Below are 24,133 nucleotides of genomic sequence, written 5' to 3'. Positions count from 1 at the left end.
CTCTCCTCAAAAAATTAATATTATCATCTAATAAACATAGATATTTTTTAATACTATGTCCAAATATATTTTGCTCAGAGATTTTTTTATAAACATCTATAAAGGCTATAATTTATATAAGTCTTAACAATTTGCCACGCAAAACAATTTGAATATAGCTTATACTAAAACCTATTTCAATAACCCTATAATACCAATACCTGATAGAACACTTTGAAAACAGAATTTTATAAATCTAATAATATATAACAAGAATTTATTACCTTCTCATATAAATTATCTATTGCTCTATCAGAAATTAGTATAAAATAAAAAAGCACTTAATTAATACAAATAACAATTATTACTTTTTATTATTATGAATTAAAAATATCCATTATTTTATTAGGTATAAGTATAAACTAAACAGCTATTATATTTTATATACTGAATTTTATTTTTTAATCAACATAAAAAAAAGCTATATACAAACATAAACATTATGTCTGCATATAGCTTTTTATAATTAAAAATTATTTTTTAAATACATTATCATAATCTCTAAGAGCTCTTGGTGTAAGCATTTGATGGAATGCACATATTGATTTCGGATTTTGATATGAACTTTCTGTAAATGCTTCTACATAATTTCTTAAAAGCACCATATCCACTATTTCATCTACAAAACCATATTTTGCACAAGCATCAGGTCTTGATTTTGCTGTATAGTCGTTGATAAGATCATTCATTTTATCTATTGTAGGTTGCAAATCTTTGCCATCTTTTTTGTCTTTTACAAGTCTTCTTGAATACATCGCAACTGCAGCTGTTTCTCCACTCATAACATAGATTTCAGTAGCTGCTGTACCTATTGAGAACGCATTTGTATCATTTCCTTGAGGTCCTCCAAGTACATAGTGAGCTGCTGCTGTACCTTTTCTAAGTGTTATTTGCATTTGAGGTACGTCTGAATTTTGTATTGAGTATATAAGAGATTGTCCAAGTCCAAGAAGTTCAGCTTTTTCCGCATCATCTCCTACATCTATACCTGTAGTATCTTGTATCCAAACTATCGGTAATTTATCTCTACCGCAAAGTGTAACGAATTCATTCATCTTGATTAATCCCTGACGATACAATTTACCACCTATACCTATAGAGTTTTCTTTGTATTCAGGATATTTCATAAGCAGACCTTGTGAATTGGCAACTACCCCTACAAGAAGTCCGTTTACTTTTGCAAGTCCTGTTACCATCTCAGGTCCGTAGCCTTTTTTATATTCCAAGAATTCTGAGTTGTCAAATAATCTTCCTATTACATCATATACGTCATAACTTCTTTTTTGGTTCATAGGCACTACATCGTAAAGTTCGTCTTGCAACAACGCAGGAAGCTTCGGTTCATCTACTCTGAAAAACTCAAGATTATATGCAGGTATATAGCTCATATATTTTCTTATAGCTTCAAGTACACCTTCTTCTTCTTGATATACTTCTCTGAAAAATCCTGTTTGTTCAAAATGAACTCCTACTGAACCCGGAGGATCAACTTTTCCAGCTTTTAAGTTAGCATCTATTATTTGTTCTGCACTTTCTTCATCTATAAATCCTTTTGGATTCATACCTCCAAGTATACCTGCTCCACCTACTGCCATATTTGCATCTTTGTGCGCTATAAGTATTGTAGGGCTTATTGAGTGATATCCACCACCTGCAGGGTTTGTTCCATATATACCTACAATTACCGGAATACCCATTTGTGCAAGCTCTGCATTTCTATAAAACGGTGTACCGCCACCACGTCTGTTAGGGTACACTTTTTCTTGTACGTCCAACTTAACACCACTGCAATTTAGTATATATACAAGAGGTATACCAAGTCTTTTTGCAGTATCTGATGCTCTAAGTAAGTTTTCAGCTTGTCCCGGTATCCATGCACCTGCTAATTTTTTGTTATCAGATGCCACTATTACAGCCCATTTACCTTCAATTTTTCCAAGTCCTTTTAATATACCAGTTGAACCGTCAGGATTTTCTTCAGGGTTGAATATAGTGTTTAGAGGGCACCAAGTTCCTTCGTCTATTAGCTCTTCTATTCTTTGTTTTGCAGTAAGTTGTCCTGATTTATTTAAAGATTCATCACTTCTTCCGAAAGCAACGGCTTCTTCTATAAGTGTATGAATATGAGCTTCTACTTCTTTGAATAATTCTCTATTTTCAGCATTGGATGAAGTCACTTTTTTCCCTACTTGAGGCATATTTTGAAAATATGAGTTCATTGAATAATTTCCCATACTGTAATCACCTTTCTATTATTTTTTATATGTTCTTATAAACCGTAAAACTCTTTTAAATTATAAATATATTCCGATAAATTTACAGTTCTGTTATAATAATCATGCTCACTTATACCTAAACATAAATACATATATACATTCAGCCAATTCAAGTTGGAATATACATAATCGCTTTGATTTTCAAATACTAAAATTACATCTTCATTTTTTATATCCGTTTTTCTTGTATCAAGCAAAGATTTATTTTTCTTTGTATCTTTAAGTTTAAATACCACGAAATCAAGGTCAGTTTTATCAGAATTATTATTTTTTACTGTCAATTTAAGCTTTGCATTCAGAAGCATCAAATTATAATATTTTTTAGGTATATCATCAAAAGCAATTTTTTCTAAGTCAAACAATTCGTTAAAATATATTATGACTTCATTTATATTCTTTTTTCCCGGAACGACATACTCTATATATTTATCAATAAATTCCTCCTCTTTTTTATCATTGTCAAAATGTTCAGCTATTATATATCCTATAGTTTGATTTTCTTTAGGTATTGACAGGCGCAATAAAATATTTTTTAGCCGATCTATTTTTTTCATGATATCTATGTGTAATTTATTTAGCATTTCTATTTACGAAAATCTTTAATATTATTTTTATTAAGCTTCTTTCGGAACTTTTATGAATGCTTGTCCCGGATCTATTTCTTCTCTTATCATTCTTATTACTTCAGGATCCGGTGCTTCAAGAGGTACTGCTCTTGATACGTCTATATCAAATCCTGTATTTTCTTTTACATCTTCAGGTGATGAAGTAGGATAATATCCATGTAGATACATTCTCTTAGTCTTTTCGTCAAATTTCATAACTCCTCTGTCTGTAACTACTGCAATAGGTCCTCTATTTGAAGGAAGTCCTTTTTTTGTTCTTCCTTCAGGTCCATCTATCCATCCAGGACTTGTTATATAATCTATTTTATCTGTGAAACGACGTTTCTCATGTTGCATCATTATAACAGTATTTACAAAAGTAGATATTCCGTTTGCTCCACCACTTCCCGTAAATCTTGTCTTAGGATGATTATAATCTCCCATGCTTGTAGAGTTTACGTTTCCATATGGATCTATTTCAGCTCCGCCTATGAACGCTATCATTCTTTTTTCATCGTGTAGCCATTCATTTGTTTCAAATCCTATGAATCTTATATTAGGCCATTGTACAGCACAATGTGCCATAAATCTGTTATCCCCTACACTTCTTGGAACTTCTATAGGTGAGCAGTCCATAAGTCCACTTTCCACTATAAGTTTGCAGTTAGGTGCAAATACTCTTTTTGCAAGAGATGCTCCTATTAGTGGTAATCCTGTTCCAACTATAACTATTTGTCCGTCTTCTATTATTTTAGCAATTGTTATTGCTTGCATTTCCTTATTTGTATAATTTGAATAATTTGACATCTTATATTTCCCTCCTACTTAACTTTTGTTGCGTATCCGTATCCAGGAACGTTCTTATATTTAAGTAAACGATTAACGCCGAGCTTTTCAAGGTACTCTTCATGAGTTTTTGTTCCATATACCCACTCGTCTAAGAAGGCTTTGAAGTCTTCATCAGTCTTGCTCACTTTATCATAATTTATATAATATTCTTTATCATAATCATAATAATTATATACTTGTGATGGGTGTGCTCCATGTGGTGCATGAACAACTGCATTAACGCAAAATCCTGGTATGGAATTTTTTGAAGGATCTAATCTTATTTCTTCATCAGTTACAAGTTCTTCGCAAGTAACTATACATTTTTTAGCTGCAATGGCTATATCTATGTCATGGAACTCGTCTCCTTCTATTGAGCAAGTTCCGTCAGGCGATGCTTTTTGAACGTGTATTATAGCTGTGTCAAGCTCAGGCACAGGCAACGCCAATACTTTTTCTCCCGGTTTGAACGGATTTTCAACTTCAACAAGCTTGTCGTTAGGAAGTTTTTCGATAGTTTCTCTTACTTCCTTTGTTATTCCCCATTTATCAGCAACATCTGAACCCAACATAAGTCTTACAGGAAGATAAGGAAGTCCAAGTGATGCAGCATGTAACATCAACATTATGGCATCTTGTGAATAGTCTTCAAATATTAAAGAACCGTCTTCTATTTTTTTTCTAAATCTTCTTGATACGTTTGTATATCCTGAGTTAGCTGTATAGCAGTTGATATATGCTTTAACTCTGCCTTCTCCTATAAGCATATCCCAATCTCCTCCTGCCGGACCTGCATAAACTACAAAATCTTTTTGTCCTTGACGAAGTATCTCATGAACAGCCGCATAAGGTTTTCTATTAGTTGTAAAACCTCCTAATGATATGGAATCGCCATTTTCCACAAACTTAGATATAGCTTCTGATAAACTCATTACTTTACTCAAAGTAAAAACCTCCAATTCTCTTATCAATTTTTTTTATCAATTTTTTTAATATTTTAAAATACAAATAAATTAGTTATGTTTTATAAAAATAATTTTTGTATGTTTTTGCACACTATTACAGTAAATAACTATTAAATAATATATACTTAAAACGAATAATCATTTTTATATTTAAAAATAATGAATTTATTGTATAAAGTATGCAAAAGTATACTAATAAATTAATATCTTTTAAGTATGAAAATGTGAATGTATGCTTTTATAACAAATTCACGTAAATTAAAGCTTAAATTATTTGAACAGCAACATAAAATATCCCGCTGCAACTGCTGAACCTATAACTCCCGCAACGTTAGGTCCCATAGCGTGCATCAATAGATAGTTTGTAGGGTTTGCTTTTGCTCCCTCAACTTGTGAAACTCTCGCTGCCATAGGAACTGCTGAAACTCCGGCTGAACCTATAAGCGGATTTATCTTTCCACCTGTAAGTTTGCACAACAGTTTACCAAGCAAAACTCCACCGGCTGTTGAGAACGCAAACGCACATAATCCCATTACTATTATAGCTATTGTCTGTGTTCTTAAGAATATTTCACCATTCGCAGTAGCTCCAACAGTAGTTCCGAGCATTATAGTTACTATATTTACTAATTCATTTTGAGCAGTGTTTGAAAGTCTATCCACTACTCCTGATTCTCTAAATAAATTACCAAGCATCAACATACCAAGTAGAGGCGCAACTGAAGGTAATAATAATGAGCAGAAAAGCACAACAAGTATTGGGAATATTACTTTTTCTATCTTGCTTACTTTTCTAAGTTGACCCATTTTTATCTGTCTTTCTTCTTTTGTTGTAAGCGCTCTCATTATAGGCGGTTGTATCAAAGGTATAAGTGCCATATATGAATAAGCCGCAACTGCTATCGGCGCAGTAAGATGTGGTGCAAGGTTGTTAGCTATAAATATTGATGTAGGACCGTCAGCTCCACCTATGATACCTATAGAAGCTGCTTCTTGAGGTGTAAATAATCCTGTAAGGTTTGCAAATGTGAATGCCATATATATACCAAGTTGAGCCGCAGCTCCAAGCAACAAACTTATAGGATTTGCAATAAGCGGTCCGAAATCAGTCATAGCTCCGACTCCCATGAATATCAAGCATGGGAACAGGTTACTCTTAATACCGCTGTATATTATTCTTAAAACCCCTGCAGTATACCAAGGTTGCCCTTCTTGTGCCTCTGCCATAAGTCCTGCAAGAGGTAAGTTTGCTAAAAACATACCGAATGCAATCGGTAAAAGCAACAACGGTTCAAATTGTTTAACAACTGCCAAATATACCAAAATAAAGGCGATTAACATCATCAAACAATTTCTCCAGTCAAGAGCGGCAAAACCTGATTCTGCCATCATTTCTTGAATTACTTTGAAAAACATTGTTTATCCCCCTTATTTTAATTTAGCTAAAACATCGTCTGTTTCGACCATATCTCCTTCTTTTACCAATATAGCATCTATTACGCCTGCCACAGGTGCAACTATTTCATTTTCCATTTTCATAGCCTCAAGAATCATAACAGCTTGACCTTCAGATACTGTGTCACCAGGTTTTGCTAAAACTTTAAATACTTTTCCTGGCATTGGGCTTGTTACATCTGATGCAGAAGCTGCGCTTGCAACAGGAGCCGGAGCTGGAGCTGGCGCTACTGGTGTTGGTGCCGGTGCTGGCGCTTGAACAGGGGCAGGTGCTACTGGTGCTGGTGCTGGAGCAGGTGCATATGCTATCGGAGCTTGCATATAAGCTGTACCTCTTGTAAGTGATTGATAAGGTCCGCCTAATTTTTCAACTTCAACATCATATTCTTTACCATTTATTCTAACTACATATCTCATTATTAAATCTCCTTTTTCATTTAGATATTTTTTTCTTATTTTTGATTTTAATTTAGGATTAAATCATAAATTATTGCATAATAGATATTATCTAAAAACCCATATTTATGTAAAGCAATTTAGAATTTAATATCTACAGATATTATTAAAATCAATTAAACCATCTTACATAAAACTACAAATACTATTTTTTTGTTATAGAATTAATCTTGAGTCTTTCAATAGGCACTCTTGAATGTTCACTGATGGCAGCCAAAATTACCGCATACTCTTCCGTATTTTCTTCCACAACTTGTGGAGCTGATACTGAAGCAGATGGTGCAGCAGTTTGAGTTGGAGCAGCTTTAGTTTCTTTTTTTACAACTGCGTTTGCGCCTAAACCCATAGCCGCAAGTATCTTTGTCAATACTATTATAGCCAAAGCCAATAATATAAGAGCAAAAAATACTGTCGCCATACCGGTAAGCGAATATAATAATGAGTCAACAAGTCCCATGCTGTCGCCACCTTGCCATATTCCTCCCATAACACACCTCCTAAATTTTAAATAGACTGTTATTGCGACAACCATTCTTTATACAACTGTTTAATAACTTATACTTTATCTAATTAAATACGTTTTAAATATAATGACGTTTTAATAATATCTTGATTTAAATAGAGTTTAGCATAAGTTTTTAATTGATTATATACAGGTTGTCAAATGTTCGCTTTTTCAAAAATGAAATTTTTAATTCATTTTAAGCAAAAAATTGTCCTGCAATCTGTTTATGTATTCCATATTGTGAAATATATTCCATTTTATGGAACAGGGATAACATTTTTTCATTTTCTTGAAATTAATTTTAGCAGATATTCTTTATTTTTTCAAGCATTATTTTTATTTTATTTTTAGCTTATTTTCTGCATTATACATTTTTTTATCTTTGTTATTGTATTTATTAAATTAAATATATAATTTTGCAATTTATATTTCATTTTTATATAAAATTAATACAAAAAAACAATTAGAGATAATTATTTATACTAATTATAAATTATAAAATATATAAACTTTATATACTTCGTAGTTTTAAAAAAGCATAAATTTTTAAATATACCATTATAATTCGCTTTTAATTAGCATTCAGCACTATTATTAAATTTTATAAAAAACTACATTAATATAATAAGCATATTAAGATTAAACATACAAATCACAAAAAATTCTTAATAAAAACTATTTACATAACAAATCATTTATACTATAATATGAGATACGGCTGACTGGTGCGTAATGATTTTATTATGTTCCATTAATTTTTTATGAGGAGGAAATAAATTGGCAAGACCAAGAGGACCAAGATTTAAGCTTTCAAGAAGCTTCGGTGTAAATGTGTGCGGACACCCTAAAGCACTTAAAAGAGGTGCTAAACCTACAAAAAAGATATCAGAATACGGTAAACAACTAAAAGAAAAACAAAAATTAAAAGCTTACTACGATGTATTAGAAAAACAATTTGCAAAATACGTTGAACAAGCTCTAAAATCTAACGAAAACCCTGGAGAAAAAATAATATTGAGACTTGAAATGAGACTTGATAACTTAGTTTACAGATTAGGTTTCGGAAGTTCTATAAGACAAGCAAGACAAATGGTAAACCATGGACATATGTTGGTAAACGGCAAAAAAGTTGATATACCTTCATACGAAGTACAAGTAGGAGATGTTATCACTCTTAGAGAAAAATCAAGAAACACTCAACTTTTCAAAGATAATTTTGCAGCTTCAAACGTAACATATCCATATCTTGAAAAAGATATAGATACTTATACAGGAAAAGTTGTATCTCGTCCAAATAGAGAAGATGTTCCAATAGAAATAACTGAATCTCTAATAGTTGAGTATTACTCAAAATAAAATAAAAATTTACTGTGGCATATTTTTTGTCACAGTTTTTTTATGTGATTTATAATATGATTTTAAAAAATAAATTTTTATACTAATATCAAAACCCGATAGAATAACATAAAAGCAATATCATATAAGTTTAATAAAATATAACAATACTTATGTAGTTCTCGTATAAATTATCCTTCACTTTTATTAGAGATTACTATAAATACAATTTAAATACTATTCGCACAAAGATAAAGAATGTTTATATTTAATTAAATGAATGCTTTGCTACATTAAATATTATAAGTAATTTCATAACTTAAATCTTTTATTTATAAATACTATAAAAATACTTGATTTTTATAATGAAAAAGTATATAATTATTTATCATAATGATAAAATTTAATCAATTTTATAATTTTATTTTATCATTAAAATTATTTTATTTGATATTTAGGAGATTCATTTATGAAGAAAATTTTAGTTTTATTAACAGCATTAATGTTTACATTTACGCTTGTAGGATGTTCATCAACAGAAACCAAAAAGGATGAGCCGAAAGAACAAACTACTGCACAAGAGACAAAAGAAAACAAAGAATCAGTGGAATTGAATATTTCTGCTGCTGCATCATTAAAAGATGCTTTAGAAGAGATAAATACAAATTATGAAAAAGAAACAGGCAATAAAGTAATATTAAACTTAGCAGGTAGCGGAAAGTTAGTTCAACAAATACTTGAAGGAGCACCGGCAGATTTGTTTATATCAGCATCTAATGCTAAGATGAAAGATCTTGTAGAAAAAGGCAACGTTGAAGAAAGTGCCGTATCTACTCTATTGGAAAACGACTTGGTTATGATAGTACCAAAAGATTCGCAAGAAAAAGTTGAAAAAATTGAAGATCTGGAAAATGTTAACGGAAAAATAGCAATAGGCGAAGTTGAGACTGTACCTGCCGGACAATACGCAAAAGATTCTCTTACATCACTCGGTTTATGGGATAAGATACAAGATAAAATAGTATACGCTAAAGACGTTAGAGCCGTATTATCTTATGTAGAACAAGGTGAAGTTGTTGCCGGCTTTGTATATAACTCAGATGCTACTGTTGCAGAAAATTCACAAATAGCTCAAGTAGTTCCTGCAGATTCTCACAAACCTATAGTTTATCCTATAGCAGTATTAAAAGAATCTCCAAATGCAGAAACTGCAAAATCTTATGAAGATTTCCTTAAAACAGAAGAAAGCACAAAAATATTTGAAAAATTCGGTTTTAAGGTTCCAACTAAATAATGGAAGGTATAATATCTCCCATATTATTATCTTTAAAGGTTGCCACAATCTCTACCATAATAACACTCATATTAGGGGTAGCATTATCATACGTCGTTGTAAGGTATAAATTTCCTCTCAACGACGTATTTGAGGCAATCTTAATATTACCTATGGTACTTCCGCCATCAGTTACAGGATATATACTGTTAATATTGTTTGGAAAAAGAGGATTTATCGGGATATTTTTACAGGAACATTTCGGTTTTAGCGTAATATTTACTTGGATTGCTTGCTGTATAGCATCTGTGGTTGTTTCCATACCACTTATGTATCAGAGTTGTAAATCAGCTTTTATCAGCGTAGATGAGGTGTATTTAAACTCGGCAAGGACACTCGGAGCATCAGAACTCAAAGTATTTTTTAAAGTTTTAATACCTTTATCAATTCCGGGGATATTAAGCGGTATAGTTTTAGCATTTGCAAGAGCATTAGGAGAATTCGGCGCTACCCTTATGATAGCCGGTAATATCCCCAATAAAACCCAGACTATACCGACAGCCATATATTATGCAATAGACTCCAAAAACTCTTATGTTGCAAACACACTAACTACTGTTGTTATAGTATTCAGCTTTATAGTTATATTCTCATTAAACAGATGGTTGAAGAAACAAAGAATTAAATAAGGGAAGATAAATTTATATATATTTTTTTATAGTTATCAATTTTATTAAATAACTATATCGACTTAAGATTTTTATAATTTATGCAAATATTTTAGATTGAATTACTAAATAAAAAATATTTTTTCTATAAAAATGGCTCTAAATCAATGTTTTAAAACATAGTTTAAAGAGCCGTTTTTATTTACAAATCAAATTATTAAGGATTAAATTATGCAAGATATATTATTGGATGTAAATATACAAAAAAAACTCAACTTTTTTGATTTAGATGTAAGCTTTTCTCTATCAAAAGGCTTGCTTGCTATACAAGGTCTGTCAGGTTCAGGAAAAACTACAACACTTGATTGTATAAGCGGACTTAAAACTCCTGATAAAGGTTATATAAAATTGAACGGTCGCTACTTGTATTCAAGCGAAGATAAGATAAATCTCCCTATCCGCAAAAGAAAAGTCGGCTATGTTTTTCAAAGCTATGCACTATTTCCCAATATGACTGTAAAAAACAATATATTCTTCGGTATAAATAAAAAAGATAATATAGCCAAAGAATATGCCTTGAATTTAGCAAATAATTTAAATATCATACATCTTTTGGACAGATACCCTTCAGATATATCAGGCGGAGAAAAACAAAGAGTTGCACTTGCAAGAGCTTTGGCTGTAAAACCGGATATATTGTTATTGGACGAGCCTTTTTCGGCACTTGACGAAGATTTAAAAGAAAGATTATATGAGGATTTTCTTAGCTTCAAAGAGAAAGAAAATATCCCTATGATACTTATAACCCACAACAAATACGAAGCACAAAAACTTGCGGATACTATAATACATTTTGAAAGTGGTAATATAGTGGAGAAGTAATTTTTTTTACTTCTCTTTTTTTATTTTTACACCATCTTCTTCAAGCAAGAAAAACAGCATTTCTATAAACGAAATATGATATGGAATGAATGTTCCGTCTTCAATCATAGCTTTTATTTCCGATAATGTAGCCCATTTCACAGCTTTAACTTCTTCTTCTTGTAACTTCAGGTTTGATATATCTAAATCGCTTTTTATTATATATACATCATTAAAACCGCTTTTAAAATTGATAGTAAGTGCCGGACGTATGTCTTCTTCAATATCATATCCTATTTCCTCAAGCACTTCTCTTTTTGCGGCATTTTGAGAGCTGTCTCCTGCTTTTGCACTTCCTCCTGCGGATAAATCCCACATACCTCCCCAATCATCTTTACAGGTTTGTCTCTGTTGGATTATCATCTGTCCCTTTGAGTTAAAAATACATACATGCACTACCAATCTATAAAAACCTTCAGGTACTTTTGTACCTCTAAGTATTGTATTGCCTGTTCTTACTCTGTCTCTTGTATACAAATCTAAATATTCCATTTTTATCCTCCTATTTTAAAATAAAATATGAAAATTTATAATTCTACAATATTTTTTCATTTCTTGAGATTAAATAATATCAGGTTTTATTTACAATTTTGCTTTATAATACATTAGCTAATTAAACAATTATATAATAAAAATGCTAAATTGAATACATTAGATTAGAGATATTATCAATTTCTTTAATCAAACATATTCAAACGCATTTTTTTATATTCTAACATTGAATTATATTTTTAAATGGTGTTTAGTGTAAAAATATATCTGAAATCTATTTTTAATCACTTTAACTCCTCAATAAGAACATTTATATCATCCGGCAGTTTGCTCTCTACAACTATTTCTTTCATACTTCTCGGCGAAACAAGCTCCAATCTCGAACAATGCAAAGCCTGCCTTGATATAAGCTCGCTTTTTTCTCCGTATAATTCATCTCCTATTATATTATTGCCAATAGCACTGAGATGAACTCTTATCTGGTGTGTTCTGCCTGTTTCAAGCAACAATCTCACTATTGCAAAATTTTTTTCATTTTTCAAAACTTGATAATGAGTTACAGCCTCCTGACCGTTTTGAGATATTATCCTCCTCATATCATCATCAGTTTTTGCAATCTTTAATTTTATAGTACCCTTTTCATCTTTCATCGGATTTTTAACAACAGCGGTATAATATTTTTTTATTTTATCTGATACAAAGCCTTGAGATAAAGCATAATGACTGAACGAATTTTTGGCAACGGTTATTATCCCCGATGTATCTCTGTCAAGTCTGCTTACAAATCTGACTTTACTTTTAATATTTTTAGATTCAAATATACCTTGAATATAGTTAAGCAGAGTATCTTCTAAATGCGATTTTGTAGGATGCACAACCATAAATGCAGGCTTATCCACTATTAGCAAGTCTTCGTCTTCATATAGTATTTTTATGTCTTTGTACTGCGTTTTATAGTCACTGCTTTCATCTTCAAATATTATTTTTATTATATCTCCTTTTTTTAGCTGTCCATTTTTAGGACGCTCCTTGCCGTTTACCGTCAATCTTCCCTCTCCGTTTTTTATGCCTATACTTCCTCTTACAGAGAACTTCATCATATCAAGAAGTGCTGTTTTTAAATTCATATCATTGTCGCACACATATATAAATTCGTTATACTTCTGTCTATCTTCTATATACATTTCATTCTCCCTAAATTATATTAAGATTATTATATCAAATTTTTCTAATAATAAATATATATTAATCTTGATTTTTTTAATTTATAAAATTTTATCCTAAAATCATACACTTATGTTTTATACTAAAAACCAATAGAAATATCGAAAAATTTAGTAAATAGATTATGCTACACCATAAATTCATTAACTAAAGATATTGCAAAAGTATTACTCATAAGATATGGATTATCTATACTGTTTAATTGGCTATCAGTATTAGACTTCATATCAAGACTCACTTCACTTAACATTACTCTCCCTCGACTTTCATTTGCCCTATATGTTATCAAAAAGCTAAATTAAAATTTATAATCAACCACCTAATTACATTGACTAAAAAGCTTTTTTTTTGATAAAATGTATATATGTTTTTTTTACGATATTATTCGATTAAAACTCCATAATAACAAAAAAATTTTTAAAATTTATAATTTTTATATACATAATTATTTACAAACCAACAAATATACAGTTTATACCGATAACTCTTTAAAAATCAAAATATAAATTAAATATTTTAATCAGTTTTCGGTATTAGAAAGAAAAAAATATGAATACCTACGATTTATCATTGATGCAACAATCAAAATATATAGATATGCTTTTCACATATAAATCCGATAACGACTATAATATAGGCGATATTGTAATAGTTCCGTTTGGCATAGGCAACAAAGTTATAGAAGGAATAATAATATACAAAAATAAATCAGAAATCACAAACAAAACAAAAGAAATAATATCTGCGTTAGAACACACCTATTCACTGACACAAAAACAAATAGACACAGCTATATTCATCAGAGATAACTATATGTGCAGTTATTATGAGGCATTCAAACTATTTACCTCTCCATCAAAATACACAAAACTTTCCGAGCATTACACCATCAAAATAACTCTTAATGATAAGGAAAAATTGCAGGAGCTTATAAAAAACACAAGAAAAAATGCCAAAAATAAACTAAGTTTTCTAAATGCAATAGCAAAATACGAAAATATAACAAAACCTGTATTAGAAGAAATGCTTGATATAAAAACTAACAGTTATATAAACGAGTTAGAACAACTTAATATAATCACAACTTCAAAACTTACAGTTTTTTCAAAAAACAGATTTACAAAAAATAAAAAACCGGATATAAAATTAAACGCTGAACAGGCAACAATATTTAACAGCATAAAAAATATCTATGACACTGATGAAAACAAATCAGTACTGTTACACGGAATAACAGGCAGCGGTAAGACACAGGTGTATATAGAAATTATAAAATACTTACTTTCTAAACAAAAGACCGCAATAATATTAGTACCGGAAATATCCCTCACAATGCAGACAATTGCACGATTTTCAAACGAATTTGACGAAGACATAGCTGTAATACACAGCAATCTGACAAAAAGAGAAAAATTTGAACAATGGCTGAAAATAAAAAACAAAATATCAAAAATAGTAATAGGCGCACGTTCAGCACTTTTCAGTCCTTTGGAAGATATAGGCGTAATAATAATCGACGAATGCCACGATGAAGCATATAAATCAGAGCAATCTCCAAAATACGACACCATTGAAGTAGCAAATAAAATTGCAAAACAAAATGACGCACTGCTTATATTAGCCACTGCAACACCGTCAATCACACAATACTATGAGGCATCCGAGTTAAAAAAATATCATCTGTTCAAATTGTTAAACAGAGCAAACAATAAGCCTCTTCCACAAGTAGTTATCGTAAATATGCTTGAAGAGATGAAAAACGGTAATAATTTGGATTTAAGTAAAACCTTACAATTAGAGATGAAAAGAGAGCTTGCAAAAGGCAACAGTATTATACTGTTTTTAAACAAACGAGGTTATTCCAATCAGTTGACTTGTGATAATTGCGGTTATGTGCCCAAATGTGAAAACTGCGATATATCGCTAACATATCATAAAACAACACATTCATATAAATGCCATTATTGCGGATATGAAGTATCTGCTTTTTCATCTTGTCCTAAGTGTAATGAAGGGCATTTTATGATGCTTGGCACAGGTACACAAAAAATAGAAAATCAGGTAAAACATCTGTTTCCCTCAGCAAATATATTCAGAATGGACAAAGACACATCAAAAGAAAAAGGTATGAGCGAAAAAATATTGACAGATTTCAGAAATACCTCACAATCTGTACTCATAGGTACACAAATGATTGGAAAAGGACACGATTTTCCAAAAGTTTCATTAGTAGGTGTGATAAATGCAGATCAAGGAATAAATTCTCCTGATTACAAAGCACTTGAACGCTCTTACAACATCATAGAACAAGTCGGAGGCAGAGCCGGCAGAGGAAATGATGACGGAACAGTTATCATACAGACATTTTCACATTCCAATTCACTATTATTTTTCTTAAAAAATCACAACTATGACGCATTTTATCAAGACGAATTGGAAAAAAGGCAGATATTCAGATACGAACCTTTCGGAAATCTGATACGTATAACAGTATCATCTATTGACGAAAAGACCGCATTTTCATCAGCTATAAAAGTAAAAGAGGCACTCACATTCTATAACAACACTAAACTCTCGGCAAAACTCAAAATATACGATGTTTCCCCTTGCTTAATCACAAGGATAGAACAAAAATATCGCTATCAAATCGTATTAAGGAGTGACAATGAAACCTTGTCAACAGCTAAAAAAATGATAAACTATACTTTAACCACCAAAAGAAAGATAGTTTTAAGCTCAGATAATGTGAGTGTGTCTATTGATGTTAATCCTGATAATATGCTTTAAATTTTACTCAAGTAGAAGTAAACACTATAAAAATCGAAATAGTTTAAAACATTATAATTTATATTGTTTGCATACTGAATTATTGTTTAAATTCATTAAGAAATAATTTTTTATTTTTAGAAGTATATATGGAAAGGTATAATAAAATGTTAAAAACATATAGCGAAAACTACATTGTAGATTTCAGAGATGTCGACAGATATTACGACATCAAGATTCCACAATTACTTGAAATAATGGGAACCGTATCAACAAAACACACCAATGAACTTGGCTTTGATCCATTTTATTTGATAAGGCAAGGTCTTGCTTGGATACTGTACGAATGGAAAGTTGATATAGAAAAAACAAAATTATACGCACAAACTATAAGAATAGAAACTTTTGCTGTAGACAGAAAAGGTATGTATTTTATAAGATATTTCGGAATATATGATAAAGACGATAAACTTATAGGCAGAGCCACTGCGAAATGGGTTGTAATAAATATAGAGCAACGAAAAATAGTAAAACTTCCACAAGAAATATTGGAGGCGGCAAAGATAAATATAGAAGAACTCAATGAAAATCAAAAATATATATATGATATGCCCGAAAAACCGCTAAGATTGGAAAAAAGACAAGACGATTTTATTCAAACAATATTTCCGATAAGATTTTATGACATAGACTCCAATCATCATGCCAACAACGTAAAATATGTGGATTGGGCTATAGAAAGTCTGCACCAACACGAAGATTTTTTAAAAAAATATAAAGTTTCTCACTTATCCATAACCTATAAAAAAGAAACAGGAGAAGATGGAGATATAATATGTAAAACTTATATGGATAATCTGCGTACTTATCACGAAATATATTCAAGCAAAAATATACTGTTAACTGTTTTGGAACTTAAATGGACTGAAAGACCACAATAAAAAATGTACCGACCCCCAAAAGTTAGACCAAAAAAATCTAACGTTTGAAGGTCGGTTTTTAATTGTAAAATTTTTTTAAAGATTAAATTTAGCTACCATCTCACTCATCTCTTGTGCCATATCTGCTAAGTGTGCACTTGATGCTGCTATCTCTTCAGATGATGCTGTCTGTTCTTCTACTGTCTCTGATGTTTCTTGTACTGATGCTGCATTTTCTTCTGATAGGGCTGATAGACTTTCTATTATTCCCATCAGACTTTCTTTTGTCTTTTCTAATTCTTTTCCTGACTCATTTAATTTTTCTACTGCTTCTTTATTGTTGTCTAATTCTTTTGATATTATGTTGAATTGTTCTCTTGTGTCTTCTACTTTTACTGATTGCTGCTCTACTATCTTTCCTACTTTCTCCATTGTCTCTACTGCTTGTCCTGTCTTTTCTGTAAGCTCTGATACTATTTCTTTTATTTCTTCTGTGAATGTGTTTGATTGTTCTGCTAATTTCCTTATTTCTTCTGCTACTACTGCAAATCCTCTCCCTGCTTCTCCTGCTCTTGCTGCTTCTATTGCTGCGTTTAGGGCTAACAGATTTGTTTGGTCTGATATTGATTTTATCATGTCGCTTGCTGATTCTATTTTTATTGCGCTTTCGTTTGTGTTTTGGATTACTTGCGCTACTCCTCCTGCTGCTGTTTGTGATTCTTCTGTTGCTTTTATTAATCCTCTTAGGGCTGTCATTCCGTTTTCTTTTGCTTCGTATACTTGTTTTGTTGTTTGGTTTAGTTTTTCTATTATTTCTTCTGTTTGTTTTAGGGCTTTTTCCATTACTTCCATGGATTCTGCTCCTCTTTGCATGTCTTCTGCTTGGGTCATTGCTCCTTGGGATATGTCGTTTATTGCTCTTGATATTTGTTCTGCTCCTTGGGCTGATTGTTCACTTGTTGCTGTTAATTCTTCTGATGAGGCTGATACTTGACTTGCCAAATCGTTTACGTTTGTCATTATTTCTTTCATTGTTGTTTTTACTTGTATTAAGGCTCTTGATATTATTCCTATTTCGTCTTTATTTTTTGAGTATATTACTGAGGCTGATTTTTCTGTTAGGGTTAAATCGTACTCTGCCATTCCTTTTACGCATTCGCTTAGTTTTATTATTGGTATTGTTATTGAGTTTGCTACTAAGTATATTACTGCTATTACTATTATCAGTGATATTATGCTTATTAATAGCATAAATTTACCTAATGTTGATGAGCCTTCTAATACTTCTGCTTTTGGTACTGATAGGGCTAATACCCAACTTGTGTTTTTTATCGGGTATGTGAAATAAAATCTTTGCACTCCTCCTACTTTTGCCTCAAAAAAGTCTGATTCGGTGTCTAAAAATTTATCCATAAATGGTTGTAATGCTCCGTTTTCTACTGTTGCTATATTGTCTGTAAGTGTGTATTTTGAGTGCACCATAAAGTTTCCGTCTCCGTCTAACAAGAATGCTGCTCCTGTGTCTTTTATCTTTATGCTGTTTACCATTTCGACTAATTCTTTTGTTGATATATCTGTCGCTACTACTCCCTTAGGTTTTGAAGAGTCTAAAGGGTTTATCCCCTCACTTATTGTTACAACCATTGCACCTTCTGAAGCATTTGTGTACGGTTTTGATATAAAAGCGACATTTTTACCTATTGCTCCTTTATACCACTCTCTTGTTGTATGGTCGTATGATGCATCAGGCACCCAACCTGTTCCGTCATAATATTTCCCATTTTCAAAGCCTGAAAGAAATCCTAATGTACCAGGAACTTTTTGTGAATAGTAAGTTAAATCTTCTATAAGTTCTTTTTCTTCAGGTACCATTTTTGAGATTTCCAATGATATTACATCTACATATGCTATTTTGCTTTGTATTAGTGTTTCTATATCTGAGCCATATTTTTCTGCTGTCATTTTCATCGAATTTTCCGATTCACTCACTAACAAGCTGTCTGAATATTTGTATGATATAACCGAAAGTATCAATAATACAAATAATACAGGCAATCCTATAAATGCCAACATTTTACTTCTTAATTTCATTTTAATCTCCTATTCTAAAAATAAATTTAAATATACTTTTATGTAAAACCAAGTTGTGTACAAAACTCAATAGTAAAATTCTTTTAGATGTAAAAAGAACTATACCTATATTTTTTTCTTCATACTAATGCTGAACAATTTTTTAAGAATTACAAAAATATGCATACAATTATTATATCGTATATTAATCTTAAAATTTTAACAAAAATAAGTATAAAAATATTATTGAAAACTTAAATACTATTTTTAATATAAACCCAAAAATTATATTAAACAAATCCATTTTATATTTTATCAATTTTAGTAAATATAGTCCAGTATAAATTAACTATTTTTTAGTTAAAAAGATTTTAAAAAGCAATATATTTTATAGCCAATATTCTTTAATACTAAACACTAATTAATATTATATAATGTTAAACTACAAAAATGCGACTATCTCCTATATTGAAAATAGTCGCATTTTTTATTTATGAGTTATCCTATATACCGATTTTAGTATTCTAATTCTACTGCCGATTCTACCGCTTCCAATAATTTACCGTTTGTAATTACTTCTGTTACTTTGTTTAACTCTTGATACATTTGAATATCTGTATCCACCTCGATGAATTTAGAAGCTTCTCTTATTACATCATAAGCTTTTTGTGTTCCTTTTCCTAATTTGAAGCCTTTGTCAGCTCTGAAATCTATAGCTTGGCAAGCTGCCATTAATTCTGTAGCCAATACTCTTTTTGCATTGCTTACTATATCTCTTGCTGTTCTTGCTGCTATTGTTCCCATACTTACAAGGTCTTCTTGATTAGCTGATGACGGTATTGAATCTACTGATGCAGGATGAGCAAGTATTTTATTTTCTGATACTAATGCTGCTGCTGCATATTGAGTAATCATATATCCTGAGTTAAGTCCACCGTGTTTTGTTAAGAATGCAGGAAGATCATTTAATTGTGGATTTATTAATCTTTCTAATCTTCTTTCTGATACGTTTGCTATTTCCGCAGCGCCTATTCCTAAGAAGTCAAATGGTTGTGCCATAGGTTCTCCGTGGAAGTTTCCGCCTGATATTACGTCGCCTTCTCTTGTTACTATAGGATTGTCAGTTACTGAGTTAAGCTCTATTTCTACTTTTGATTTTACATAAGCTATTGTATCTTTACTTGCTCCATGTATTTGAGGTACGCATCTTAGTGAGTATGCGTCTTGTACTCTAAGTTCAGCTTGTCTTGTAGTGTATGTGCTACCTTCTACTAATTTTAACATATTTCTTGCTGTTACTACTTGTCCATGATGATTTCTTATTACATGAAGTCTTTCATCAAATGCATCTGTTATTCCTCTAAGTGCTTCTAATGAAAGTGCTGCTGCTATATCTCCAACTTTTAATAATTCTATTGCGTCATAAGTCGCTAATGCTCCTACTGATGTTAAAACTTGTGTTCCGTTTATAAGAGCCAATCCTTCTTTTGCATCCAACTGAATTGTAGGTATTCCAGCTTTTTCCATAGCTTCTTTACCTGTCATAACAGTTCCTTGATATTCAGCTTCTCCAAGTCCAAGCATAGGAAGTACCATATGTGCTAAAGGTGCAAGGTCTCCTGATGCTCCAAGTGATCCTTTTTCAGGTATAATTGGGTGAACGCCTTTATTAAGCATAGCAAGAAGTGTTTGAACAGTCATAAGTCTTATTCCTGAGTATCCTTTTGACAATGCGTTTACTCTTGTAAGCATTATAGCTCTTACTATATCTGTAGTGAGCGGATCTCCATATCCACAAGCATGTGAACGTATAAGATTTTCTTGTAGAGTTTTACAGTCTTCCTTTGATATGCTTACTTTTGAAAATTCTCCGAATCCTGTTGTTACTCCGTATATTACTCTTTCATTTTCTACTATATCATCTATTATTTTTCTTGAGTCTTCTATGTTTTTTATTGTTTCTTCACTTAAAACAGCTTTTACATTATGTCTTGTAACTGCGACCAATTCTTCAAGTGTAAGGTCATTACCTGTAAGTACAATTTCTTTAAACTCTTTCATCTTATTGTTCTCCTTTTTATATTTAAGAAATTTTTATATAAACCATACTTAAATTTAAGCATGTATTGCTTTCAAATTAATATTTTTTACACACTAAATGATATTAGGCAATATCAAAACCCTAATATATTTATATAAATTGAATCCTTATATTTAATTTTTTATTTAAAACTTGTATAAAATATCTCTGATTAGAATTTATCCATTTGTTCTATAAAATTTATAAATTTATGTGTACAAATCTACTACAGTTTATTCAAAATTAAGACTTCCATATAATTTAACTGCATAAATTCAAAGTTTTATGAGCAAATCCTGTATTACCAATTTTTTTCTGATGTATTTTTTAATATATAGCCTATTTGTATAAATAGGCTATATATTTAGTTTTTATATATTATCCAAATATTGTAGCTCCAATAACTCCACCTATTACTAAAGGTATGTCGTAAGCTATAAATGTAGGAACGCATGTATCCCATATATGTTCGTGTTGTCCGTCAGCATTAAGACCTGATGTAGGTCCAAGTGTTGAGTCTGATGCCGGTGAACCTGCATCACCAAGTGCTGCTGCAATACCTATAAGTAATATTATAGATGCCGGTGAGAATCCCATATGGTTGCAAAGCGGTACATATATTGCTGCAACTATTGGAATAGTACCAAACGATGTACCTATACCCATTGTTATAAGTAGACCTATCATAAGCATTATAAATGCTGCTACCGTTTTTGAACCTTGCATATAAGCTGCTGCCGATGTAACAAGCTCTTCAACCGCTCCTGTTTGTCTAAGTATAGTAGCATATCCTGATGCAACCAACATAACGAAAGCTATGAATCCCATCATTCCTATACCGCCGTTCATAACTTCATCTATATCTTTCCATTTTACGCAACCTGTAGCAACCATTACGAATAGACCTGCAATAGCTGAATAAGGAAGTGATTCTGTAAATATTGAAACTACTGCTGTAACGATACAACCTGCTAATGCTCCCCAAGCTTCTTTAGTCATTACAACATCCTTAGGTGCATCTTCTGCTCCCATTATAGGAAGGTCTTTATACTCTCTGTCTTTTCCGTATAGTACAAAAACGCAGAATATCAAACCAAGCAACATTGATAATCCACCTATCCACATAACTGAACGTGTATCAGATATTGATATTTCTACTCCGTTTTCAGAAATATTTTTTACCAATATCTCATGGAATATTAGACCAAATCCTACAGGTAGTGTTATATATGGCGCTTTAAGTCCAAATGTAAGTGCACAAGCCATAGCTCTTCTGTCTATTTTAAGCTTATTCATTAAGCCAAGTAGTGGTGGTATCAATATAGGTATGAACGCTATATGTATAGGTACCAAGTTTTGTGAAAAACAAGATATAACCGCTATAGCAAAAATCATAAAGAATTTTTTACCTGATAATACCTTTGATAATTTTACTGATAATATTGTTCCGAGACCTGATTTTGCAAGTCCCACTGCGAATGCTCCAAGTAATATGTAGCTAAGTGCAGTCGCTGAGTTTCCCCCCATACCAGAAATAAGTACATCAATTATGTTGTTGTCAGCTCCGGGTGCATAAATAGGCATTCCCGCTGCAACACCTGCAACTACTGCTGATACTAATATTGCAAGAAGTACATTAAGTTTGATCAAGCAAAGTACGCACATTACAATAACCGATATAACAACAGGGTTAAATAATAACATATCAAAACCTCCTAAAATTAATATTTTGCACAATATATTGTGCAGATTTTTTAGCTTGATTTTTTAAACGCCTTTGATATAAAAATTCATATAAAAAATACCTTTCAACCTAAAAAAGTCTATCAAATCATATTTAAAAAACCTTAACTATAATATATAAATACGCTGAAATCAGCAGTACTTTCAAAATTATACATAGACAGTACCTTGAGCTACTATCTCAACTTCACCGTTTAATACTATCTTTTTTAAATCCCCTTCGCTAAAGCAAGTTTCTATTTTAAGTATTCCTCCGGGCTGTTTTACATCTATAACAAGGTTTTCCTGCTTTATATATGTGAGTGCAGCTCCAAATGCCGATGTGCCTGAAGCACAACTCCTTTCCCAAAACAAACTGTCAGTAGCTTTAACATACACGAGAGGTTCCAGATACTCTTTTTCAAAGTCATAAAACATTATACCGAATGCTTCATATTCCTCAGCTTCAATATAAGTTTTCACGATATCAAAAAGCAAGTCCTTATCTTCCACATCAGCCGAGTTTACTATAAAGTGAGTAATTCCGCTGAAGTCTGTCCTTATGAGCTTATACTTATCTTTAAGGATAATTTCTCTGGGTTTCCTTATAATAAGTGGCATTTCAACTTTCGACATATAAGTATTATCGTTTACCTTCTCCACCTCGCAAGTAAGCACCTGATTAAGTCCGGAAGTTTCTATATTTACATAATATTTATCATCCGCTTTTTTTACGCTCTCATGATTATTATGCACTAAATACGCTCCTAAAGATCTTGTGGCATTTCCACAAAACTCCCCACCCATCATCTGCAATCTAACCTTACAGGAATCATCATATGTATATGCAGGTTTTTCGATAAATCCTACTTGCTCAGCATAAATATTGCTGTAATCCATAAGTTTTTTTGAAATTTCAATATGACTATTTCTATCCACTTCATTCGATATAAATACCGTCATATTTTCTACAGGATTTACTTTCACAAAATTGAGTTTCATAAAAATCACCTATATTCACTCGTAAAAAATGTATAAAACAATTGTGTAAGATTATGTAGTTAGAATTATATTTTAATTACGTCTAATAAAAGTCTATTTTAAAAATAAAAAACAATTTCCTTATTTTATATTTTTATAAGGCTTATACAATAATATTATCATAAAAAATATTTTTATAACACATTTTATATATATTATATCAGCAAATATTTTTTTTAATATATTTTAACTATTTTTATTGTTGCTAATTACATAATTAATACGTTTTGATTATTACAAGTGTGTTACAATTAGCAATATATAATATTATACATTCAAATCACATATTGTTAAATAATAAACTATATTTTTGTCATATGCTTTTAAAAAAAACAATATTATACTTTTTTTGTTAAAAATAAAAAGAATATCAGATGTGTCTATGTTTGCAATGTTCGGAGATAATTATATCATTAAATTAAATTTCGTCAATAGAACGTCTAATTTATTTTTTTAATATATTTTTGTGTTGTTTATTATATTTTCGATAAA

The 24,133-nt window shown here is 31.1% G+C and carries 20 protein-coding genes; 6 read left to right on the top strand and 14 right to left on the bottom strand.

The window, feature by feature from the left end:
• Positions 1 to 512: 512 nt before the first annotated feature.
• The 7 genes from HMPREF9630_RS08090 to HMPREF9630_RS08060 form a co-directional block, all read right to left on the bottom strand.
• Positions 513 to 2,273, bottom strand: a complete 1,761-nt coding sequence (locus HMPREF9630_RS08090) for an acyl-CoA carboxylase subunit beta (protein ID WP_009528010.1) — start codon at positions 2,271 to 2,273, stop codon at positions 513 to 515.
• Positions 2,274 to 2,308: 35 nt separating this feature from the next.
• The gene (locus HMPREF9630_RS08085; RefSeq protein WP_242824693.1) at positions 2,309 to 2,869 is read right to left on the bottom strand and encodes a hypothetical protein; all 561 of its coding nucleotides are present in this window, start codon (positions 2,867 to 2,869) and stop codon (positions 2,309 to 2,311) included.
• 60 nt (positions 2,870 to 2,929) lie between these two features.
• Positions 2,930 to 3,727 (bottom strand): glutaconate CoA-transferase subunit B, encoded by a 798-nt coding sequence (gene gctB / locus HMPREF9630_RS08080; protein WP_009528008.1) that lies wholly within the window; start codon positions 3,725 to 3,727, stop codon positions 2,930 to 2,932.
• A 14-nt stretch (positions 3,728 to 3,741) separates the two neighbouring features.
• A complete protein-coding gene (gctA, locus tag HMPREF9630_RS08075) occupies positions 3,742 to 4,692 on the bottom strand; it encodes a glutaconate CoA-transferase subunit A (protein ID WP_009526243.1) in 951 nt (316 codons plus the stop codon).
• 291 nt (positions 4,693 to 4,983) lie between these two features.
• The gene (locus HMPREF9630_RS08070) at positions 4,984 to 6,129 is read right to left on the bottom strand and encodes a sodium ion-translocating decarboxylase subunit beta (RefSeq protein ID WP_009528007.1); all 1,146 of its coding nucleotides are present in this window, start codon (positions 6,127 to 6,129) and stop codon (positions 4,984 to 4,986) included.
• A 12-nt stretch (positions 6,130 to 6,141) separates the two neighbouring features.
• Positions 6,142 to 6,585, bottom strand: a complete 444-nt coding sequence (locus HMPREF9630_RS08065; RefSeq protein ID WP_009528006.1) for an acetyl-CoA carboxylase biotin carboxyl carrier protein — start codon at positions 6,583 to 6,585, stop codon at positions 6,142 to 6,144.
• Between the two features lie 184 nt (positions 6,586 to 6,769).
• Positions 6,770 to 7,111, bottom strand: a complete 342-nt coding sequence (locus tag HMPREF9630_RS08060) for an OadG family protein (protein ID WP_009528005.1) — start codon at positions 7,109 to 7,111, stop codon at positions 6,770 to 6,772.
• A 795-nt stretch (positions 7,112 to 7,906) separates the two neighbouring features.
• Between HMPREF9630_RS08060 and rpsD the strand changes: the two genes are divergently transcribed.
• From rpsD to HMPREF9630_RS08040, 4 genes are all read left to right on the top strand, one after another.
• Positions 7,907 to 8,485, top strand: coding sequence for a 30S ribosomal protein S4 (rpsD, locus tag HMPREF9630_RS08055; RefSeq protein ID WP_009526239.1), 579 nt, complete (start codon positions 7,907 to 7,909; stop codon positions 8,483 to 8,485).
• A 448-nt stretch (positions 8,486 to 8,933) separates the two neighbouring features.
• Positions 8,934 to 9,758 (top strand): molybdate ABC transporter substrate-binding protein, encoded by an 825-nt coding sequence (modA, locus tag HMPREF9630_RS08050; RefSeq protein WP_009528004.1) that lies wholly within the window; start codon positions 8,934 to 8,936, stop codon positions 9,756 to 9,758.
• Complete coding sequence (gene modB, locus HMPREF9630_RS08045) at positions 9,758 to 10,426, top strand: molybdate ABC transporter permease subunit (RefSeq protein ID WP_009526237.1); 669 nt, start codon at positions 9,758 to 9,760, stop codon at positions 10,424 to 10,426. The genes modA and modB overlap by 1 nt, the downstream gene beginning before the upstream one ends.
• Positions 10,427 to 10,636: 210 nt before the next feature.
• Entirely contained in the window at positions 10,637 to 11,287 is a 651-nt protein-coding gene (locus tag HMPREF9630_RS08040; protein WP_009528003.1) for an ATP-binding cassette domain-containing protein, read from the top strand.
• A 6-nt stretch (positions 11,288 to 11,293) separates the two neighbouring features.
• Here HMPREF9630_RS08040 and HMPREF9630_RS08035 read toward each other — a convergent pair whose 3' ends face one another.
• The 3 genes from HMPREF9630_RS08035 to HMPREF9630_RS10605 all read right to left on the bottom strand — a co-directional run bounded on the left by HMPREF9630_RS08035 (position 11,294) and on the right by HMPREF9630_RS10605 (position 13,292).
• Complete coding sequence (locus HMPREF9630_RS08035) at positions 11,294 to 11,818, bottom strand: NUDIX hydrolase (RefSeq protein WP_009528002.1); 525 nt, start codon at positions 11,816 to 11,818, stop codon at positions 11,294 to 11,296.
• A gap of 284 nt (positions 11,819 to 12,102) precedes the next feature.
• Positions 12,103 to 13,002 (bottom strand): RluA family pseudouridine synthase, encoded by a 900-nt coding sequence (locus HMPREF9630_RS08030; RefSeq protein WP_009528001.1) that lies wholly within the window; start codon positions 13,000 to 13,002, stop codon positions 12,103 to 12,105.
• Between the two features lie 167 nt (positions 13,003 to 13,169).
• Positions 13,170 to 13,292 carry a hypothetical protein gene (locus HMPREF9630_RS10605; RefSeq protein ID WP_009528000.1) on the bottom strand — a complete coding sequence of 41 codons (123 nt, stop codon included), beginning with the start codon at positions 13,290 to 13,292 and terminating at the stop codon, positions 13,170 to 13,172.
• A gap of 299 nt (positions 13,293 to 13,591) precedes the next feature.
• Between HMPREF9630_RS10605 and priA the strand changes: the two genes are divergently transcribed.
• Positions 13,592 to 15,829 (top strand): replication restart helicase PriA, encoded by a 2,238-nt coding sequence (priA, locus tag HMPREF9630_RS08025; RefSeq protein WP_009527999.1) that lies wholly within the window; start codon positions 13,592 to 13,594, stop codon positions 15,827 to 15,829.
• 128 nt (positions 15,830 to 15,957) lie between these two features.
• Positions 15,958 to 16,749 carry an acyl-[acyl-carrier-protein] thioesterase gene (locus tag HMPREF9630_RS08020; RefSeq protein ID WP_242824692.1) on the top strand — a complete coding sequence of 264 codons (792 nt, stop codon included), beginning with the start codon at positions 15,958 to 15,960 and terminating at the stop codon, positions 16,747 to 16,749.
• Between the two features lie 75 nt (positions 16,750 to 16,824).
• Here HMPREF9630_RS08020 and HMPREF9630_RS08015 read toward each other — a convergent pair whose 3' ends face one another.
• The 4 genes from HMPREF9630_RS08015 to HMPREF9630_RS08000 form a co-directional block, all read right to left on the bottom strand.
• Positions 16,825 to 18,819: a methyl-accepting chemotaxis protein gene (locus HMPREF9630_RS08015; protein ID WP_009527997.1), complete on the bottom strand. Its 1,995-nt coding sequence runs from the start codon at positions 18,817 to 18,819 to the stop codon at positions 16,825 to 16,827.
• 495 nt (positions 18,820 to 19,314) lie between these two features.
• Complete coding sequence (gene hutH / locus HMPREF9630_RS08010) at positions 19,315 to 20,859, bottom strand: histidine ammonia-lyase (protein WP_009527996.1); 1,545 nt, start codon at positions 20,857 to 20,859, stop codon at positions 19,315 to 19,317.
• A gap of 397 nt (positions 20,860 to 21,256) precedes the next feature.
• Positions 21,257 to 22,582: a Na+/H+ antiporter family protein gene (locus HMPREF9630_RS08005; RefSeq protein ID WP_009527995.1), complete on the bottom strand. Its 1,326-nt coding sequence runs from the start codon at positions 22,580 to 22,582 to the stop codon at positions 21,257 to 21,259.
• Positions 22,583 to 22,771: 189 nt separating this feature from the next.
• Positions 22,772 to 23,602 carry a diaminopimelate epimerase gene (locus tag HMPREF9630_RS08000; protein WP_009527994.1) on the bottom strand — a complete coding sequence of 277 codons (831 nt, stop codon included), beginning with the start codon at positions 23,600 to 23,602 and terminating at the stop codon, positions 22,772 to 22,774.
• Positions 23,603 to 24,133: the final 531 nt, after the last annotated feature.

Source organism: Peptoanaerobacter stomatis (assembly GCF_000238095.2).
Classification (GTDB): Bacteria; Bacillota; Clostridia; order Peptostreptococcales; family Filifactoraceae; genus Peptoanaerobacter; species Peptoanaerobacter stomatis_A.
Note: the sequence above shows the minus strand (reverse complement) of the source record. Positions and strands in the feature narration are given on the sequence as shown.

What these genes read in the sequence shown, in the direction of transcription:
- gctB (WP_009528008.1), bottom strand. Translation starts at nt 3,727, where the DNA reads ATGTCAAATTATTCAAATTATACAAATAAGGAAATGCAAGCAATAACA.
- modB (WP_009526237.1), top strand. Translation starts at nt 9,758, where the DNA reads ATGGAAGGTATAATATCTCCCATATTATTATCTTTAAAGGTTGCCACA.
- HMPREF9630_RS08000 (WP_009527994.1), bottom strand. Translation starts at nt 23,602, where the DNA reads ATGAAACTCAATTTTGTGAAAGTAAATCCTGTAGAAAATATGACGGTA.
- HMPREF9630_RS08090 (WP_009528010.1), bottom strand. Translation starts at nt 2,273, where the DNA reads ATGGGAAATTATTCAATGAACTCATATTTTCAAAATATGCCTCAAGTA.
- HMPREF9630_RS08065 (WP_009528006.1), bottom strand. Translation starts at nt 6,585, where the DNA reads ATGAGATATGTAGTTAGAATAAATGGTAAAGAATATGATGTTGAAGTT.
- HMPREF9630_RS08020 (WP_242824692.1), top strand. Translation starts at nt 15,958, where the DNA reads ATGGAAAGGTATAATAAAATGTTAAAAACATATAGCGAAAACTACATT.
- hutH (WP_009527996.1), bottom strand. Translation starts at nt 20,859, where the DNA reads ATGAAAGAGTTTAAAGAAATTGTACTTACAGGTAATGACCTTACACTT.
- HMPREF9630_RS08015 (WP_009527997.1), bottom strand. Translation starts at nt 18,819, where the DNA reads ATGAAATTAAGAAGTAAAATGTTGGCATTTATAGGATTGCCTGTATTA.
- HMPREF9630_RS10605 (WP_009528000.1), bottom strand. Translation starts at nt 13,292, where the DNA reads ATGTTAAGTGAAGTGAGTCTTGATATGAAGTCTAATACTGATAGCCAA.
- HMPREF9630_RS08060 (WP_009528005.1), bottom strand. Translation starts at nt 7,111, where the DNA reads ATGGGAGGAATATGGCAAGGTGGCGACAGCATGGGACTTGTTGACTCA.
- HMPREF9630_RS08035 (WP_009528002.1), bottom strand. Translation starts at nt 11,818, where the DNA reads ATGGAATATTTAGATTTGTATACAAGAGACAGAGTAAGAACAGGCAAT.
- HMPREF9630_RS08040 (WP_009528003.1), top strand. Translation starts at nt 10,637, where the DNA reads ATGCAAGATATATTATTGGATGTAAATATACAAAAAAAACTCAACTTT.
- HMPREF9630_RS08030 (WP_009528001.1), bottom strand. Translation starts at nt 13,002, where the DNA reads ATGTATATAGAAGATAGACAGAAGTATAACGAATTTATATATGTGTGC.
- HMPREF9630_RS08085 (WP_242824693.1), bottom strand. Translation starts at nt 2,869, where the DNA reads ATGAAAAAAATAGATCGGCTAAAAAATATTTTATTGCGCCTGTCAATA.
- HMPREF9630_RS08070 (WP_009528007.1), bottom strand. Translation starts at nt 6,129, where the DNA reads ATGTTTTTCAAAGTAATTCAAGAAATGATGGCAGAATCAGGTTTTGCC.
- HMPREF9630_RS08005 (WP_009527995.1), bottom strand. Translation starts at nt 22,582, where the DNA reads ATGTTATTATTTAACCCTGTTGTTATATCGGTTATTGTAATGTGCGTA.
- modA (WP_009528004.1), top strand. Translation starts at nt 8,934, where the DNA reads ATGAAGAAAATTTTAGTTTTATTAACAGCATTAATGTTTACATTTACG.
- priA (WP_009527999.1), top strand. Translation starts at nt 13,592, where the DNA reads ATGAATACCTACGATTTATCATTGATGCAACAATCAAAATATATAGAT.